A 17,239-nucleotide genomic window follows, 5' to 3' on the forward strand; every position below is an offset into this window, starting at 1 on the left:
TGCGCCAATGGACGGCACAATAGAGATCAGCCATCCACAACCGCCCCAGGGCGAAGTGAATCCGATATGCTGAACCGAATTCGACAGTCCATCGTCTACCGCATCGGCACCCTGATGCTGCTCACTGTGCTGGTAGCACTGAGCTCTATGGTGGCGTCCTATATTATCTCCGATGCCGCCGAAAACGATGCCGCCGCCGTTAACCTGGCCGGCTCATTGCGGGCTATGAGCTACCGACTTGCGGCCACTGCACCCTCTGGGGATGTCGAAGCCACAGCTGAGTTGGCAGACGAGGTGACCGCACGCCTGACCCGGGTACTCAGCATCTCCGACTTCACTGCCAGCGATAGCCTGCCCGCAGCGCGCAATTACCGCAAGGTAATCGAAAGCTGGGAGGGAGAAATCCGCCCAATGCTGGAGTCCATTGCCGCCGGGCGCACCTCCATGGACTCCTTGCAGTTAGCCAACCGCCTAGAGCCCTTTATCGGTGATGTGGATACACTGGTGTTCGATTATCAGACCATCGCCGAGGAAAAAATAAGCCTGCTGCGTTTGGTGCAGGTGGGCTCACTGTTTGCCATTGTGACCCTGGTGTATCTCTCCCTGTGCATACTGCACCGCTCTGTGGAGCAGCCTCTCAAGCAGCTGACCAATCGCTCCCTGAGCATCGCCCAGGGAGACTTCAACCAAAACCGTCTGGAGATTAACAGCGAGGACGAGCTGGGAGTATTGGCACGCACCATCAACTATATGAGCGATGAAATTCACGCGACCCACCGGGATCTTGCCCACCGCGTGGAGTTGAAAACCTCTCAGTTACAGAAGAGCCATAAAGCCCTGGACTTCCAGTATCGTCTGGCTCGGCGGATCAGCGAGGGTCCGCTCTCGGGAGCGGAATTGGGCCAGTGGCTGGGGGAGTTTGCCAATGTCGCCAGCCTGGACAACCTGGATCTGTGTCTGATGACCCCGGAGGGCGAGGCCCCCTACGAGCATCTGGTACAGGGGCTAGGCAACACTCAGTGCACAGGAAGTGAATGCCATATCTGCGTAAACACCTGCGGTCCCTCTGATGAAGACCAACAGCGCGTGTACCGATTCCCGCTGGAAGTGGACAAACGCAATTACGGCGTACTCACCTGCACCCTGCCCCGAGGTGAAAGCCTTGATGAAGAACAGCAGCAGCGCCTGGCTACCTTTGCCGACAGTGTCACTGCGGCCATCGCCATTAATGAGCGGGAGGCACAGGAGCGCCGTGTTGCCCTACTGGACGAGCGCGCGATCATCGCCCGGGAGCTACACGATTCCCTGGCCCAATCCCTGTCCTATCTGAAAATTCAGGTTACCCGACTCAACCGCGCCAATCGCAGTGAGCAGGTGGACAAGTCCAAAGTAGAAGAGATTATTACCGAGCTGAAAGAGGGTCTGGATTCCTCTTACCGCCAGCTGCGCGAACTGCTCACCACCTTCCGACTGCAAATAGGTCCCGGCGGCCTGCGCAGTATCCTGGAGCAATCTATCCTCGCTTACCGCGAGCAGCACCCGCAAATTAATGTGCTGCTGGATTACCATCTGGACGAGGTGCCCCTAACTCCCCACGAGGAAATTCACCTGTTACAACTGGTGCGCGAGGCCTCGCAAAACGCTGTGTACCACTCCCAGGGCGATATGGTGCAGATCAGCCTGACCCAGGCCGACAACCACTCCCTCAATGTACGCATCCTCGACAACGGCATCGGTATCAGCAACGCGCCGGAGAAACGCAATCACTTCGGTATGTCGATCATGCAAGAGCGCGCCAGCAACCTAAATGGCAATCTGAATATCCGCCGCCGCGACGAAGGGGGCACCGAAGTGCGTTTCAACTTTATTCCCCTCTACGCCCGCGAGCGGGAATTGGTGTGGAAAGACGTGGGGTGATAACTCTCTACCTTTATGAAAGGTCACTTGGGGCGAGCACATAATTGCCGCCCCTATCATTCGAAATCCGCCAGTATCTTTATTACTAAAAAGGGAGAAGGAGAAAATACACCGCACTCGGGACCCTATGAGGCATGGATGCCGATTAGGAGCTTACAGGGATGTATTCACTGCGTGTCTCGAGTGCGGTGTATTCTTTCCTTCCACCCAAGTAGTAACTATCTTCAACGACCTTATTACCTATCCAAGCGCTCTTCCACCCTGAAGCCCCTCCGACACCCAAGTAGCTATCGTCAAAAATACTGACTCTTAAATTGACCCCCAAGGGCCAATTGCTAGCCCATATGCTACAAGTACTTATCGCTAGCCTATCCCGTGATTCACACCGATTACATTGGTGAATATCAGCTTCCTCGATGGCCTGGCATCCAACCATTCCATCAAGCAATGACTATATCGATTTAATAGAGAGGAGAGGTTTATGAAGCTGAGTTCATTGCCCAGAGCCACTTTCTTAATGCTGGCAGTATTTCTGCTGGCCTATTCTGCATTCACTGTTTCCGATAGCCATAACAAAAAAGAGAAAGATCCATCAGCTGCCAAGCATGGGGCTGGTGGTGAGAAAGCCTGGTCCAAAGCGGGCAATGACAAGATGTTCACCATCTTTAAATCTGACTTAACCACTGCTAATGAGAATATGCTCGGCAAGAAGGTGAATCCACAAACCCCTAAAGATGCCGATGGATTCTTTATTGGCGCCTACGACAAACAGTCACATATGCTGCACTTTATGGTGGGCTACAGCGATCTATCAAAGGGCGGGGTGGCAATGTCGCACTTCCATATGCAATGTGCAGGCGATGGCAAAGAGCCCCCTATTTGCAAGCCGGGTAAACCCAGTGGCCCAATTATTCAAACTATCTGCGGAATGCCCAATCACCCGGGTATGATTCCCGACTGGCCAGAGACTAAAACTGACAAGGGCAAGCACGGCCTGGCAAAAAAATGTGCTGAAGGCACCAGTGGATATATCATGGGCAAGTGGATGGTGGAGGAGCCCTATCGCAAGGCGCTAATGGATGGGAAGGTCTTTGTTAACTTGCATACCCAGCTGGACCCCAAAGGTGAGGTTTCCGGCCTGCTAACAATGGATAAGTAGATTGCAAATTTACTGGCGCATCTATAAGCCAGAGTTTACTGCTGAGACAAGAAAAGCTGGGCTTCGTTATGTACAAGCCCAGCTTTTTTATATCTACCTAAAAATTGTTAATTAACAAAAATCAGAATTTTGCTGTAAGCATCAACCAGAGCTTATCGGTATCCTCACTGTATTCATCTGCATCGTAAGCGGCATACTTTACCAACGCTGAGAAATATTCATTAAACTCGTGACCGTAACTGATATTCCACTCAGTCCCGTAATCTGCTGAACCTTCATTGGCCTCAAAACTGTGGTAAGTAATTCCCAAATCTCCCCCGGCAAGCGCCAGGCTGGCACCGATATATAAATCTTCAACACCATCTGCTGGAGTTTCAATGAACTTATCTGTGTAGCCTTGGAATTTGTGTAGTGTCGCCAGTGGTGTGCTAAAACCCACACCGTCGTCAGAACCCAGAACTTCATAACCCAACTTGCCTTTTACCGGCCCCAATGGTGCGGCAACTTCAGCAAGATAATAATCGGCTGCAAAATTACTGGGATTATTGCCGATATCCTCCTGGCGGGCATAACTCAGCTGAGTTTCAAACAGGCCAAAATCTCCCCGGTAAGCGGCACCGAAAGTACGGGATGAGAATCTCTCAGCGTTATCCAGATCCAGGTTGTAGAAGAAGGCAGTTAACTTATGCGCTTCTACCAGTGGATAGCTGGCATGAAATAGTTGAATATCACCATCCAGGTCCGATAAGTCACTGTCTTCACCAAAAATACGGTTTACGTTGTAGATATAGCTGTAATCCAGTTTTAACTCCCCTTCCCCGCCAAATTGGTAACGCAGGCCGTCATACGTCTGTTCATTCTGGCGCCAGCCCACGCCACCGATAAAGCGCTGATCATCCAGGTTAATTCGCTGTCGACCAGCAATCACCATGGAATTAAAACCACTGTACTTTAAGTAAGCTTGATTAACCTCTGTGCCCTGGGGATCGGCAACCACGGGGTGCTCGGTATTGCCATTCACTGTGGAATTGTAATTGTCGTTGCCAATTTCACTAATGTCATCCACTTCAAAAAACGCATCAAAACCACGGTAGTTGCCACTGGTCCAGTTCAGCCGGGTTCTCAGGGTCGAGGCGATAGCAACATCATCCATATTGTCCTGGTCAACGTTTTCTACCCGGTAACGAAGATTCACTCCCACCTCTCCTGAAGTCAGTGCATCAGTGAGTGTGGCGCTTTCATTCTCTGCTGCGATAGTCTGGTAGCTGGAACTCCCAAGGATGATGGCCGCGATTACGGTGGACAATTTCTGTTGTTTCATTCGCCGTTCCTTTGCAAAAGATTAAGTAGAAGGCAACCGCTGAAATAAGATTTATTCCATAAAATAATTCCAATATTCAGCAGCCATCCCAGGTGCGAGGGCATTATGCAGCTCAAGTAGCAACTTAGCTATTGATATAAATCAGTGAAATTGCCTTCTTCTAAAAATATGAAGCTTTTTAAAATTTAATTTAATTGAGAAACATCAACCACTTGAAATAAGATTTCCCATAGTTCAATAAAATAGGCAAAATCAGCTTAATGGAGCATTTTGAACAAATTTAACTAATATAGGCATTCAAAAATTATTATGGACAACGGTCACTATGAGTGGAACAAAAGAGGGATACCATGAGGCCATCTCAATAAATCAAATAATTTCAGCTTAAACACTTGCAAGAATAGTTTTCAACGCTAAAACTAATAATCTAAATCTATCCAAAGAAAAACCTAAGTGGGAGAGAGTTATGTCTGACTACACCGTATCTTTCTTTAGCCCAGTTACACAAGAAAGAGCTTATCTGGCAGTAACTAAACAAATGCCCAAGTGGTGGACTCCCACAAGTGCTCCTTTCTTGGCCGTTGACGATGTCGCCAAAACTGGTTTTAAAGGGAAGTCATATTGGATATTTCGCGCCAAAAGATTAATACCTATGCAGCTGATAGAGCTCGAATGTATACAGTCTTTTATGATCTCAGAATTTGTTGATGATCCTAAAGAGTGGGAAGGAACTACACTACGTTTTGAATTTAGCAGTGCCAACAATGGAACCGAAATCATATTCACTCATATTGGCCTATCCCCTGACATTAAATGCTGGGATATGTGTAAGAGTGGTTGGGACCACTATCTACTCGGCAGCTTGAGAGACTTCCTGGAAAGTGGTGATGGCAGGCCAAATAGTTATTGATGCTACTGGGCTGAGTTCGTGACGCCGTTTACGTATTAATACCTGAGCTAACCTGACCGTAACAAAAGAAGAGATAAATAACTACGAAATCCAATAGTCAGTTATTGATTTTGACAACTGTAAAAACTATGGAATTTTACACGGATTTGACTACTTAAACGGTATTTCAAAATCCATGCTATGCATTATTTTTAAAAATAAAAGTAGATAGGTGCTTAAACTTGTAGCAATCCCCATCAGGGATAGGGATTGCCAAACTTAATCAAGTGTACTTGAGTTTATAACTCTTCAAGGGCCTCCGACAGCACACCCAACTCCATATCTACGTTTTTCACGTCCATATGAGATGGTCCTGCACTCACCGGATCCCAGCCATCCTCACCTTCTAAACGCTGGCAGAGTTCATCTATCTCGCAGATAACACCATCATTATCGACATCAGTACCAGCCATCACACCAAAGCCTGATTCCGAGGTCGCATCCAATGATGGTGAGGTGTAACTATAACTTCCCAGCTCAGGATCATAAGTTGCCATCACCCGACCAACAGCTTCGCCAGTTGCAATATCTACAAACTCCACATATATGGCACCAGCATAAGAATTTGAAGCAACATCCTCACTGATAACCTGCACCGACACCCACAGATCAAATCGGGTATCTGTAGATGCTGTAAAACTCACGGTGCCGGTATAGCGTCCGGCTTGCATGGCATCGGTGTCTACAGCAACTCGATAACTACCAAGTCCGCTTGATTCCTCATCCAGGTAAGTAGCACTTAACCAAGAGTCCGACACGTTAACTTCAGCCACCGAAACTCCCGATGTATCGGAGAGCAGCTCAATATCCAGCTCGGTCTGGGTCCACAACTCTCGCTGGTGGCCATTCTCGACATAAAGGCGACCAGCCATAGCCGAGCCAGTGGCCTGGGCTCTGGCCGAAGCCACAGCGAGCTCCGCATCAATTTCACCATATCCGTAAAAGGCATCCGGTGTCTCGCCGTATGAAACCTTGAAGTCTGTGACTAGCCCATCAAAGTCGTCGGGGGTCATTGACTCCCACTCCTCTTTCATAAGAGCAATAACACCAGCCACGTGAGGTGCGGCCATGGAAGTGCCCTGCATCCCCGTATAGGTAAATTCTATTTCCCCAACTTCGGTTTCTTGCCCGACCGTGCTAATCACACCACCGTCGGCATTGAACCCTCCTGTCTCCCCCCCCGGGGCAGTCAAATCAACAACGGACCCATAATTGGAGTACCAGGCAGATTCGCCTCCCTCTCGAGTCGCAGCTACCGTCACAACCCCGTCTAGGCCTGCTGGTGAGTAATTAGTAGCATCATCTGTAGAATTACCGGCAGCCGCAACCACTATGACGCCCGCCTCACGAGCTGCACTTACCGCATCCTGCATAGTCTGGGAATAGCCCCACCCACCGAGACTCATATTGATAACATCTGCTTTGCGATCAGGGACTGTACCGGAATCATTGGTAAGGCCAGCCGCAAAATATATTCCTTGAGCGATATCATAATCGCTCCCGCCACCGGAACCGAGTACACGCACAGGCATAATTTTTGCGTTATAGGCAACCCCAGCGATACCAACTCCGTTATTTGTCGCCGCTGCAATAGTCCCTGCAACATGGGTCCCATGCCAGGAGTCAGAAGTGCCACCTGGATCATCTCCCGGATCTTCTGGATTAGGATCAATACCATCCCCATCCACCGCCATATCACTGTCACTGATCATATCGTAACCAGCAACCAGTTGGCCCTGCATATCCGGGTGCCCGGATAAAATACCCGTATCCAATACCGCGACAATTGCCCCTTCACCCGTGGAAGTTGTCCATGCATCTGATACAGCAATTTGCGAGTAGTGCCACATCCTGGGGTAAAGTGGGTCATCAACTGACTGATTTTGGCGAATACGGTTTAATTCCACATACTCAAACTGACCGCTGGCATGAAGGCCCTTGAGTGCATCAATGGTCTCCAACTTGATCTGCACTTCACTAGGAACTTTTATTCCAATGCGGCTTAAATCTGTAACAGTGCCAGTTGCCTTAGCCTTACCAAACCCGATTGCAGCCTGATTAGCATCTAATAGCATTGGTCGATGCGCTCCGGAACCTCCCTTAATCGCACCCATTAAGTCCAGTGCTTGAATACCCGTAGCCTTAACACTGGGCTTAAGACGAGCTACTAGCTGATTGGCCACAATATTGTCACTAGCCCGGATTCCTTTTCTTGCGCCAGCAACCGTCGGAACTGAAGACAATCGCATTCGGTATGCTGAGGCACCCCCGTAAGCATATGCAACTACATAGTAAGTACCGTCTTCAGGTACCAGCACAGACTCCTCATCTTCAATACCATATGAACCATCTACCAAACTTCCAGATTCATCGATGAGAGACAGGTCAATATCTGCACTGCCGCCATTCCATTCCTGCATGTGGAGGAATACTTCCTGATTTTGTTTTAGGGTAGCGAGATAAAAATCGTATCGATTTTCCTCTGAGCTTCTGTCTAATCGGCTTACAAAACCAGACACTTCGCTAATACTTGAAATCGCCTGTGCATCTTTCATGTAATTATTAGGCGTGTGCTCGGTGTTTGAATCATTGGTGTCGCTATCAACAAATACACCCTGCAAAAGCGACAGCTGGCCCGAGATAAGAAACTCTCCATTGCTAACGATTACGCTAATAGACTGTTCACTAGTCAGCCCCGTTTGATCGTCCACCACAAGATGAACTTCATATTCTCCATTTTCTTGGTATTCATGCTCGGGCTGTATACCCTCACCGGTATTACCATCACCAAAATCCCAGGTGTAGAGTAATTCGCTACTTTCCTCATCTGTACTTTCTGATGCGTCAAACTTAATTGAACGAGATTTTGCATTTGGTTGACTGTACGAAAACTTTGCAACCGGTTGTGAATTTTTTAGTGCTGTAAACGTTATCTCAGCTGTATCTGTGGCTCCATCATTATCAGTTACGGTCAGCTTAATCGTGTACTCCTGATCGACGGTGTCGTCCGCATGAAAAGTATGCTCGACATACTTCCCGCTCGCGCTACTACCATCACCAAAATCCCAGCCGTAGCTCTTGATACTGCCATCACTATCACTGGACGCAGACGCATCAAATGTCACAACTGCCGGCGAGAGCCCAGACTCAGGAGATAAAGTAAAACTGGCTACTGGTGCCTGATTCTCTTCAGGTGTTGATGACCCTCCGTCACCACCACTTCCGCCACATGCGGTTGTTATCAGGGCTAGCAGTGGAACTGCTAGCTTTAGGAAATTAGTACTCATTCCTATAAAGTCCTTTTATAAGTTTGTAAAAAGTTCATCAAGAAAAAATGTCACAGAAAGATAAATTTAAAAAGATATTCACAAGTCTGAGTATTGATGCCAAAGTCAGTACAGAAGCACCACTAACACTTGCGGAAATCTCCTTTATGTTCCTTGCAATATGAGTAAGCAAAAACTTCTATGAAGGGGGCCTATAATAACCTAAATATATTTTTATTTGATAACTTAATATTTTCTTTGCCCCGCCTTAATTACAATCAACTAAAACCTCCCAGCCATTGTCACCAAATTCCATTATTTGTATTTCCGTACCGGTAATATTCCGGATTACCTGGATATTGGTCAGAAGGTGTTGGCTAGGATTTAATGTTCGAAAACGACCACCCGCCCCTAGGACCATTGGCAGCAACAACTGATCAGCCAGATATTCACCGACCGGCACACCAGAATTTAAATATCCCTGCATCTGTGAGATTCCGCGCTGAGCAACTCGCTCGGCACTCACCCCAAGTTCCCCCACAGACTCAAAAACTTCTGTAACATTTTCAAATTGCAACCGCAGCGACAGTAAATTACCCGGCCCCTGAGATTTCACCCGCTTTTGGTACAAGCGATCCGATTGCCAGTCGCACTTCTTGCGCACCTGCGCTAACTCCCGCTGGGCTACATGAGCGGGAATATGGGCAAAGGTAGCCACTGCTTCGCAATCCACAATTTCACCACGCTCTGTCAGCTCCAGTTTTGACAATTGCGAGAGGGGATGGATTCTAGCCCTCCAGGAGCCCCCCCCGGCAGGATAAAAACCGTAATCATCCAGGGCCACTTCCACACCGGCGCCCATACGAGCCAATAGGGGCAAATATGCATGAGCAATAAAATCAAAGCTGGGAGCCTTTTTATTGTGAGTGCCGCCTTCAAGACACAGCTCACTGACACCATCAGATAATAACAACGGTAGCAATACGGTTTGAAACACCAAACTGGTACTACCGGCCGAGCCAATAGAGAAGTGGTATTTACCGGGACGCACTTTTCCCGGTGCAAAAGTTATTTCCGAAGCACCCAATTGTTCGCCGCTAACTTCGGCATGGCTAATCGCTTTGGCTGCTCGCAAGCAGGCTAGGTGCTGACGCAACAAACCGGTTTTTTTACGACCCGCTCGAATATTCTTAATTCGAACCGGTACCCCTAAACAAACAGACAAGGTGAGGGAAGTCCGCAAAATCTGTCCGCCGCCCTCCCCCTGGGCGCCGTCTATCTCAATCACTGTTTAATTCCTTAAAATTTACATCTTTTTTTGGTGAGTGGCGCCTTTAAGCCGTAGGACGTAACTTCACCAACTCATTCATCACTCCATCGAGACCGCCATATACGGAAATTTTATCGATGCGGGTACTGACCCTCTCCAAAGCCTCCAGTTCTTTCAAGCGCAACAGTACCGGGTTGTTATCCATCAGCTTGGCGGTATTGTGCAGAGATCTCATTGCTTGGGTTTCTTCTCTACGCTTAATCAGATTTGCCTCAGATTCCTTCTGCGCTTCTACAACCTGATTAAGGATCATCTTCATATCACCGGGCAAAATAATATCCTTGACTCCCACACTGGTAAGCTCGATACCATATTTCGCCAGCTTGTCGCGGATGCCGGTCGCAATCACAATATTCAACCTGTCCTTATCAGCCAGAAGGCTATCCAGGGTTTGAGTACCCACGGCCTCGCGCAAGTGCAGCTGCAATTCGCGATAAATAAAACCTGTACTATCGCTGAGCTTTAGCGCTACTTTTTTTGCATCGGCAATTTTGTAAGCGCCAGTCAAGTTGATACGCAGGCTGACCCGATCCTTGGTCAGAATTTCCTGGCCGCTAACTTCGATGGTTTTCAACCGCAAGTCCAGTACCTTGACCTCGATAGAGCGGTTGTATTTCCAGTAGCCATAACAGCCGGGCTGTAACACCTTTTCTAACTTACCGTTGACCATTAACAGGCCCACGTGCTCATCGGGAATCTCGTTGTAGTTTACCGCCTGAAGGGCGGTGCGCATTTGTCCAGCACGTACACCTCGCCCCAGTAAGCCCAGGACTTTTTTATCGATGGCGTATTCCTCAGAGATGTCCACGATTTCCACCCGCACGGATTCACCGCCCTTCCACACAGCGCGAAAAGTACCCGGTGGCAAAATATCGACCAAGTGATTATCCCGGTAAAACAATCCCACCTGATGGTCTGACAATTCATAGGATTGCAGGTATTCACCAAGGATCTCACCATAGGTGTTTAACAAAAATTTGGCTTTGATTTCACCGAATACCACATCGGTAATATCGTAAGTTTCTGCCCGTACATCACCGGACAATAGGGATATACGATGGCTGCCAGGTGGCAGCACCCCTTCAAAACGGTTGCGGCGAAATAGCAACACTCGCTCGCTATCCGCAACATCCACGTTCTTCCATATTTTGAACAGAGATATCATGGTTCTTATCTTTTATTCCATTTCTATACTGCGCTACCCCATTGGGCCGCAAGGGTGGGGCCCGTCCAGCGACAGGTGGTAAACCGTTTGTGCCGAGCGGGGCCCAGCGGCAGAGGACTTACGATTTCCCCCACATGGCTCCCCCTGAGCCTGCAGCCAAAATCCTTGGCCAGGAGACACAATCATAAATCTTGCCGCTGGATCGCACAGGGCAGACCCACGATTAACGACACAGTTGCCAGAATGCCTCCGCAGTAAATCGCTAAATCTTATTTACCGTATCGAGAGGCTATCGGACCCCAGGTAGATTTTTAATGGGGAGTCGAACCCCAGGCTCTCGCCTCTTTCCAGGTCGTTTGGATAACGATGGGACTTTGGCAGGAATCGAACCTGCTACCAATCGATAAGTTATCGACTGCTCTACCAAATGAGCTACAAAGTAGGCGTTTGAACTTCTATCCCGTGGGTACACCTGCCGCCATAGGCGGTGGTGCCGGGCCGGGATTCAGAACCGGCTCCGCTGACGGACTAAAGGCCTCAAACTCGGTTGCGGCAACCCGGCAAATTCGCCCGGCAACCTGCATGCTTTGGCAATTGCCTTAGTTCGGCCGATCCCTGGCCTAAAACGCGTCAGCCTTTGACGCAAACCACTTGCTTGAGGGTGTAGACGATTTCCACCAGGTCTTTCTGTGCTGCCATAACCTTTTCTATAGGTTTGTAGGCCGATGGGGTTTCATCGATCACACCCTCGTCTTTTCGGCATTCCACATCGGCGGTGGCCGCGCGATGCTCTTCCAGGGAGACCAGCTTTTTGGCCTTGGTACGGGACATCACTCGTCCGGCCCCATGGCTACAGCTACAGAAGCTTTCTTCGTTACCCAGCCCCCGCACAATAAATGACTTGGCCCCCATACTACCGGGAATAATACCCATTTCGCCGGCACGCGCTCTTACAGCGCCTTTCCGGGTCACCAACACATCTTTGCCATAATGATGCTCACGGGAAACGTAATTGTGGTGACAATTCACCGCTTCCATCCGTGCCTCAAAATCCATCCCCAGGGCCTGCTTCACCGCGCTAATAGTTCGCACCATCATTACTTCGCGATTGATACGGGCAAACTCCTGCGCCCACTCCACCGCCTGCACATAGTCATCAAAGTGCTCTGTACCTTCCGGGAAATAGGCCAGGTCACTGTCCGGTAAGTGGATATGCCAGCGCTCCATATCCCGCTTGGCTTTCTCAATAAAGTAAGTACCTATTCGATTTCCCACTCCCCGAGAGCCACTATGCAACATCAACCACACGCTACCCTGTTCATCCAGGCACATCTCGATAAAGTGATTGCCTGTGCCAAGTGTTCCCAAATGATTGATATTATTAGTATTTTTTAATACTGGATGCCTCTCTTTGAGCAGTTCAAACTGGGCGGCTAGAGGCACCCAACCAGCAAGTGCATCGTCCGGTGGGTTCTCCCAGGCCCCCTTATCCCGCCCTCTCCCCCGGTGTCGTCCAGTACGGCCGTGGGGCACAGCGCATTCGATGGCGCTGCGCACTCCAGCCAGGTTGTCTGGCAGTTGCGCCGCCGTCAGGCTGGTGCGAACCGCCATCATGCCGCAGCCAATATCCACCCCTACGGCAGCGGGAATTACTGCCCCCAGAGTTGGGACCACGCTGCCAATGGTGGCGCCTTTGCCCAGATGTACATCAGGCATCGCCGCCACCCATTTATGGACGAATGGCATCTGCGAGATATTTTTGAGCTGCGCTTTGGCTTCATCTTCAAAAGGCACACCCAGGGTCCAAGACTTAATCGGTACCCCACCTGCCTGCATTACTTCATATGGCATTGGTTTCATCTTCCACTCCTTTTGAAACCGCGCTTGGTATTCATGTGTTTCATTTAGTTATTGATATAGCGAATTGGGTGCCAACTTTTGTAGACAGCTGAAAAATACTTGTAACCCATTGTTTTTTAACGATTTATTTTTTATCTCAGGATTTTTTAGTAGATTTCTTGAGACAGGGGATTCATAAATATCTATCTTTTTTGATAGTTAAATCATATTTTAGATAGCATGAAGACAATCGCTATCAGTATTCTCGGTACCAGTAAGGACCGGCGCGGCAAAGGCGACAAGCGCTGGGATAAGTGGCGCCCAAACATTTCCATGTGCCAGCACGATGACCTATTGATCGATAGGCTGGAGCTCCTTTTCGACAACCACTCAAAAAACCTGGCTGATCAGGTCACAGAAGATATTGCGCGGGTCTCTCCAGAGACCGAAGTGGTCCACCACCGGGTGAACTTCAATGACCCTTGGGATTTCGAGAGCGTGTATAGCAATCTGCTGGATTTCGCCCGCGCCTATAGCTTCAAGCCGGATGACGAGCAGTACCTGGTGCATATCACCACCGGTACCCATGTAGCTCAGATCTGCTTGTACCTGTTAACAGAGGCGGGGTATTTCCCCGGGCGTCTGCTGCAAACTTCCCCGGCGCGAAAGAACAGTAGCTTGCCGGGCGAATACCAAATCATCGATTTGGACCTGTCCAAATACGACCAGATTGCCTCGCGCTTCCAGAGGGAACACCAGGAGGGCACCACCTATCTGAAGGGGGGAATCGAGACCAACAATCTCGCTTTTAACCAGATGATCGAGCAGCTGGAGCAGGTATCGATTCGCTCCGACGCCCCCATACTAATTACCGGTCCCACAGGGGCAGGTAAATCCCAGCTGGCCCAGCGTGTCTTTGAACTACGCAAGCAGCGGGGCAAGCTGGAGGGTGGCCTGGTAGCCGTTAACTGCGCCACCCTGCGCGGCGAAAATGCCATGTCCGCCCTGTTCGGCCATCGTAAAGGCGCCTATACCGGTGCCACCACCCACCGTCCAGGCTTGCTAATGGAAGCAGATAAGGGCCTGCTGTTTCTCGATGAAATCGGTGAGTTGGGACTGGACGAGCAGGCCATGTTATTGCGTGCGATTGAGCATAAACGCTTTATGCCTTTCGGTTCTGATAAGGAAGTAAGCAGTCACTTCCAGCTGATCGCCGGTACCAACCGGGATCTGGTACAGCTCTGCCAAGAAAGTAAATTTCGTGCGGACCTGCTCGCCCGTATCGATCTATGGACCTACCGACTGCCCTCTCTACGAGAGCGCATTGAAGACCTGGAACCCAATATAGATTTTGAGTTAGAGGCTTTCTCCAGGAAATCCGGGCATCTTGTCAGCTTTAATAGAGCAGCACGGGAAAAGTACCTGAGTTTTGGGCGCTCCCGCGAGGCCAGCTGGTCTGCGAACTTTCGCGATCTTAACGCCAGTATCTTGCGTATGGGTACCCTCGCCGACGGTGGGCGTATCACGACTCAAGTGGTGGAAGAGGAACTCCATAGGCTGCGAATTAAATGGCAAAATCCACTAACAGATTCATCACTACCTCTTGCCCACATTGAAGCACTGTTGGGCCCTGATCAGATCGAACAGATGGATTACTACGAGCAAATCAAACTTGCTGGGCTAATTCAAGTTTGTGAAGAATCCAACTCGATGGCCGAGGCCGGACGCAAATTATTTCAAGTGAGCCGCACCTCAAAAAAATCCAACAACGACTCACACCGGGTACGCCAACTTTTAGATAAATACGGTCTTAAATTCGACCAGCTGAATAAAACATAGAGGCCACTTAGCATCATTTTTTGTTAGTCTGATTCCAAAAGCCGGATGCTGGATCATGGAATGAAATACACCTATTTAACCCCGTTTATTTTCTTACTCAGCGCCTGTGAGCCAACCCAGTTCGCAGGTGGTACCGCCTTGCCAGATGGCTCTGTTTACAGAGGCGAGATGCTTAACGGTCTGTTTCATGGACGGGGTCAGCTCGAATGGCCCAACGGAAGCCATTATCGTGGCGACTTTCAAGAAGGTCGCATGACAGGTGAAGGTGAGTTAACTGGAAGTGATGGCTGTAGCTATAAAGGGGAATTCCTCAATGGAGAACCCCACGGCAAAGGTCGCTATAACTGCGATGAAAATGAATGGGCGGGAGAATTCCATGAAGGGGAGCTGCAAAACGGTACTTTAAATTGGGATGAAGATGGGAGCTATCATGGTGAGTTTTTAGACTTTGATCCCCACGGCGAAGGCAAACTCACTGCGGAAGATGGCAGCCTTTATTTGGGCACCTTTGAACACGGATATTTAATACAGGGCAGCTACTCAGATAGCGATGGCTATCGCTATACCGGCAGCTTCGAGTACGGCTCCTATTCCGGCGAAGGTGAACTCACCCAGCCTGACGGTACGATTATCCGTGCCACTTTTCGCTATGGAGAAGCAGAAGGCGAAGGTGTACGAATAAGTACGGATGCAGAAGGAAACACTGTCGAGGAGTCTGCCTATTTTTCCGGTGGTACCTATTACCCCAGCGAAGACGCCTGGCGCGCACAGACGAATATTCCCGGTGCCCAAGCAGAAATCCGTCTCTATAGCGAAAGTGAGCGCTTACATGACGCTATAAAAGCCCTCCCCTCGCAGAGGCCCGGCGTGCGCGATATTTATACCCTACTGATAGGTGGTGATGGCACCTCTCCAGTATTCGCAAGGGAGCTGGACTGGGTGGCAGAGCGCCTCGACGAAGCCTTTAGCATTGACCAACGTATGCTGCGCCTCAGTAACGGCGGCGGATACGGTTTCCCCCTAGCTACCCGCACCAGTATCCAGGAAAGCCTCAATGCTATTGATCAGTTAATGGACCCCAAAGAAGATTTACTTCTTATACACCTGGTCAGCCATGGTGCTCGAAATGGGGATTTCAAAATTGCCGAAGGGGAGATTCCCCTAAATGATTTCTCACTGAAAGATGGGCAACGATTGCTGAACAATATTAACGCCCAGTACCAGTGGATCGTTGTTTCAGCCTGCTTTTCCGGTCAATGGGTAGAAGCCCTACATAGCCCCAATCGGGTCATCTTTACTTCGGCCGCTGCGGATCGCAGCTCCTTTGGATGTAGCGATGATTCCGAGCGCACCTGGTTTAGTTCCGCGCTTTACGGTGAAGCCCTCAATCAGGGAGTGAATAATCCTGAGGCATGGTTTGAAGCCGCCAAGTTAAAAGTAACCGAGATGGAACAGGAACAGGGGATTAAAAGAAGCCGCCACTCCCTGCCCCAATATTCAGTGGGAGAGAATTTCCTAATGTGGTGGCATGGAAAAAAATCGATTTATTAATTTTGGAATTCCGGTGCAAACCGACTAAAAAATTATTTTTGGTACTAATCACTATCTACCATAATACCAAGCGAAAGGAGATACCTTCTTGGAGTTCGCTAGCCTCTCTGTAGAGTTATTGTTTATATTGTTTTTCGTCGCCGTTATTGCGGGCCTACTTGATACACTAGCAGGTGGGGGCGGCCTGATAACTGTACCGGCCCTTATTCTTAGTGGCGTCCCGCCACTAGCTGCCTTGGGCACCAATAAATTACAAGGCAGTATTGGTACTGCAACTGCTACCTACATGATGCTTAAAAACAACAAGATCAGTTGGGATGGAATTAAAAATCTAATGTTATTTGCCTTTATTGGCGCAGCCATGGGCACAATAGCAGTACAGTTCATCAATACTGATGTTTTGTCATTTATTATCCCTGCTGTTCTTTTATTTATCGCTATTTATTTTATAGTTTCTCCATCCTTTACTCATAGTAGTACTAAACCCAAGGTCTCAAGGAAGAAATACCAATATGGCGTAATCCCATTTATTGGTTACTATGATGGTATGTTTGGCCCCGGAACTGGATCATTTTTTGCCTTATCAGGCGTTGCCTGTAGGGGACAGGATTTACTAACCTCCACGGCCAATGCAAAACCTCTCAACTTTTCCACTAATATCGCATCTTTAATCGTATTCTTATTCGCCGGTCAAGTTTTATGGGCTGCGGGAATCTTAATGATGATTGGACAAGTTATAGGTGCCTGGCTGGGATCTCATTTTCTATTTAAAATTAATCCTGGTTATTTACGGGGAATGGTAGTTCTTATGTGTGGTGGAATGTTAATAAAATATATCCACTCTATGGGATGGATAGATTATATCTTCTGAAAGGTAAGGAGGTGGCTGGAACTCAGAAAAAT

At 48.9% G+C, this 17,239-nt stretch carries 11 protein-coding genes and 1 tRNA gene; 6 read left to right on the top strand and 6 right to left on the bottom strand.

Translation table 11 applies throughout. The features are described 5' to 3' along the window. The first annotated feature begins 66 nt into the window (after positions 1-66). Positions 67-1,917 (top strand): histidine kinase, encoded by a 1,851-nt coding sequence (locus ACJJIS_RS21105; RefSeq protein ID WP_475709001.1) that lies wholly within the window; start codon positions 67-69, stop codon positions 1,915-1,917. Between the two features lie 481 nt (positions 1,918-2,398). Then, positions 2,399-3,076, top strand: coding sequence for a CHRD domain-containing protein (locus tag ACJJIS_RS21110; RefSeq protein WP_445355292.1), 678 nt, complete (start codon positions 2,399-2,401; stop codon positions 3,074-3,076). Between the two features lie 121 nt (positions 3,077-3,197). On the opposite strand, the gene ACJJIS_RS21115 is transcribed toward ACJJIS_RS21110, so the two are convergent. Further along, a complete protein-coding gene (locus ACJJIS_RS21115) occupies positions 3,198-4,397 on the bottom strand; it encodes an alginate export family protein (protein WP_475709002.1) in 1,200 nt (399 codons plus the stop codon). Positions 4,398-4,863: 466 nt separating this feature from the next. Here ACJJIS_RS21115 and ACJJIS_RS21120 point away from each other — a divergent pair, with 466 nt between their 5' ends. Beyond that, a complete protein-coding gene (locus tag ACJJIS_RS21120; RefSeq protein WP_475709003.1) occupies positions 4,864-5,307 on the top strand; it encodes an SRPBCC family protein in 444 nt (147 codons plus the stop codon). A gap of 278 nt (positions 5,308-5,585) precedes the next feature. Here the strand turns inward: ACJJIS_RS21120 and ACJJIS_RS21125 are convergent, their stop codons facing one another. The 5 genes from ACJJIS_RS21125 to ACJJIS_RS21145 form a co-directional block, all read right to left on the bottom strand. Further along, positions 5,586-8,633 carry a S8 family serine peptidase gene (locus tag ACJJIS_RS21125; protein WP_475709004.1) on the bottom strand — a complete coding sequence of 1,016 codons (3,048 nt, stop codon included), beginning with the start codon at positions 8,631-8,633 and terminating at the stop codon, positions 5,586-5,588. Positions 8,634-8,880: 247 nt separating this feature from the next. Beyond that, positions 8,881-9,900, bottom strand: coding sequence for an RNA 3'-terminal phosphate cyclase (rtcA, locus tag ACJJIS_RS21130; protein WP_475709005.1), 1,020 nt, complete (start codon positions 9,898-9,900; stop codon positions 8,881-8,883). 46 nt (positions 9,901-9,946) lie between these two features. After that, complete coding sequence (locus ACJJIS_RS21135) at positions 9,947-11,107, bottom strand: slipin family protein (RefSeq protein ID WP_444940276.1); 1,161 nt, start codon at positions 11,105-11,107, stop codon at positions 9,947-9,949. Between the two features lie 369 nt (positions 11,108-11,476). Continuing rightward, positions 11,477-11,548: transfer RNA gene (locus tag ACJJIS_RS21140), tRNA-Ser, on the bottom strand. A 189-nt stretch (positions 11,549-11,737) separates the two neighbouring features. After that, positions 11,738-12,967 carry an RtcB family protein gene (locus ACJJIS_RS21145; protein WP_475709006.1) on the bottom strand — a complete coding sequence of 410 codons (1,230 nt, stop codon included), beginning with the start codon at positions 12,965-12,967 and terminating at the stop codon, positions 11,738-11,740. A gap of 219 nt (positions 12,968-13,186) precedes the next feature. On the opposite strand from ACJJIS_RS21145, the gene rtcR reads away from it, so the two are divergent. From rtcR to ACJJIS_RS21160, 3 genes are all read left to right on the top strand, one after another. Then, positions 13,187-14,785: an RNA repair transcriptional activator RtcR gene (gene rtcR, locus ACJJIS_RS21150; RefSeq protein WP_475709007.1), complete on the top strand. Its 1,599-nt coding sequence runs from the start codon at positions 13,187-13,189 to the stop codon at positions 14,783-14,785. A gap of 60 nt (positions 14,786-14,845) precedes the next feature. Continuing rightward, positions 14,846-16,336, top strand: a complete 1,491-nt coding sequence (locus ACJJIS_RS21155) for a C13 family peptidase (protein ID WP_475709008.1) — start codon at positions 14,846-14,848, stop codon at positions 16,334-16,336. 88 nt (positions 16,337-16,424) lie between these two features. Next, positions 16,425-17,207 (top strand): TSUP family transporter, encoded by a 783-nt coding sequence (locus ACJJIS_RS21160; protein ID WP_444918730.1) that lies wholly within the window; start codon positions 16,425-16,427, stop codon positions 17,205-17,207. Positions 17,208-17,239: the final 32 nt, after the last annotated feature.

The organism is Microbulbifer maximicatervae (SeqCode) (genome assembly GCF_056231245.1).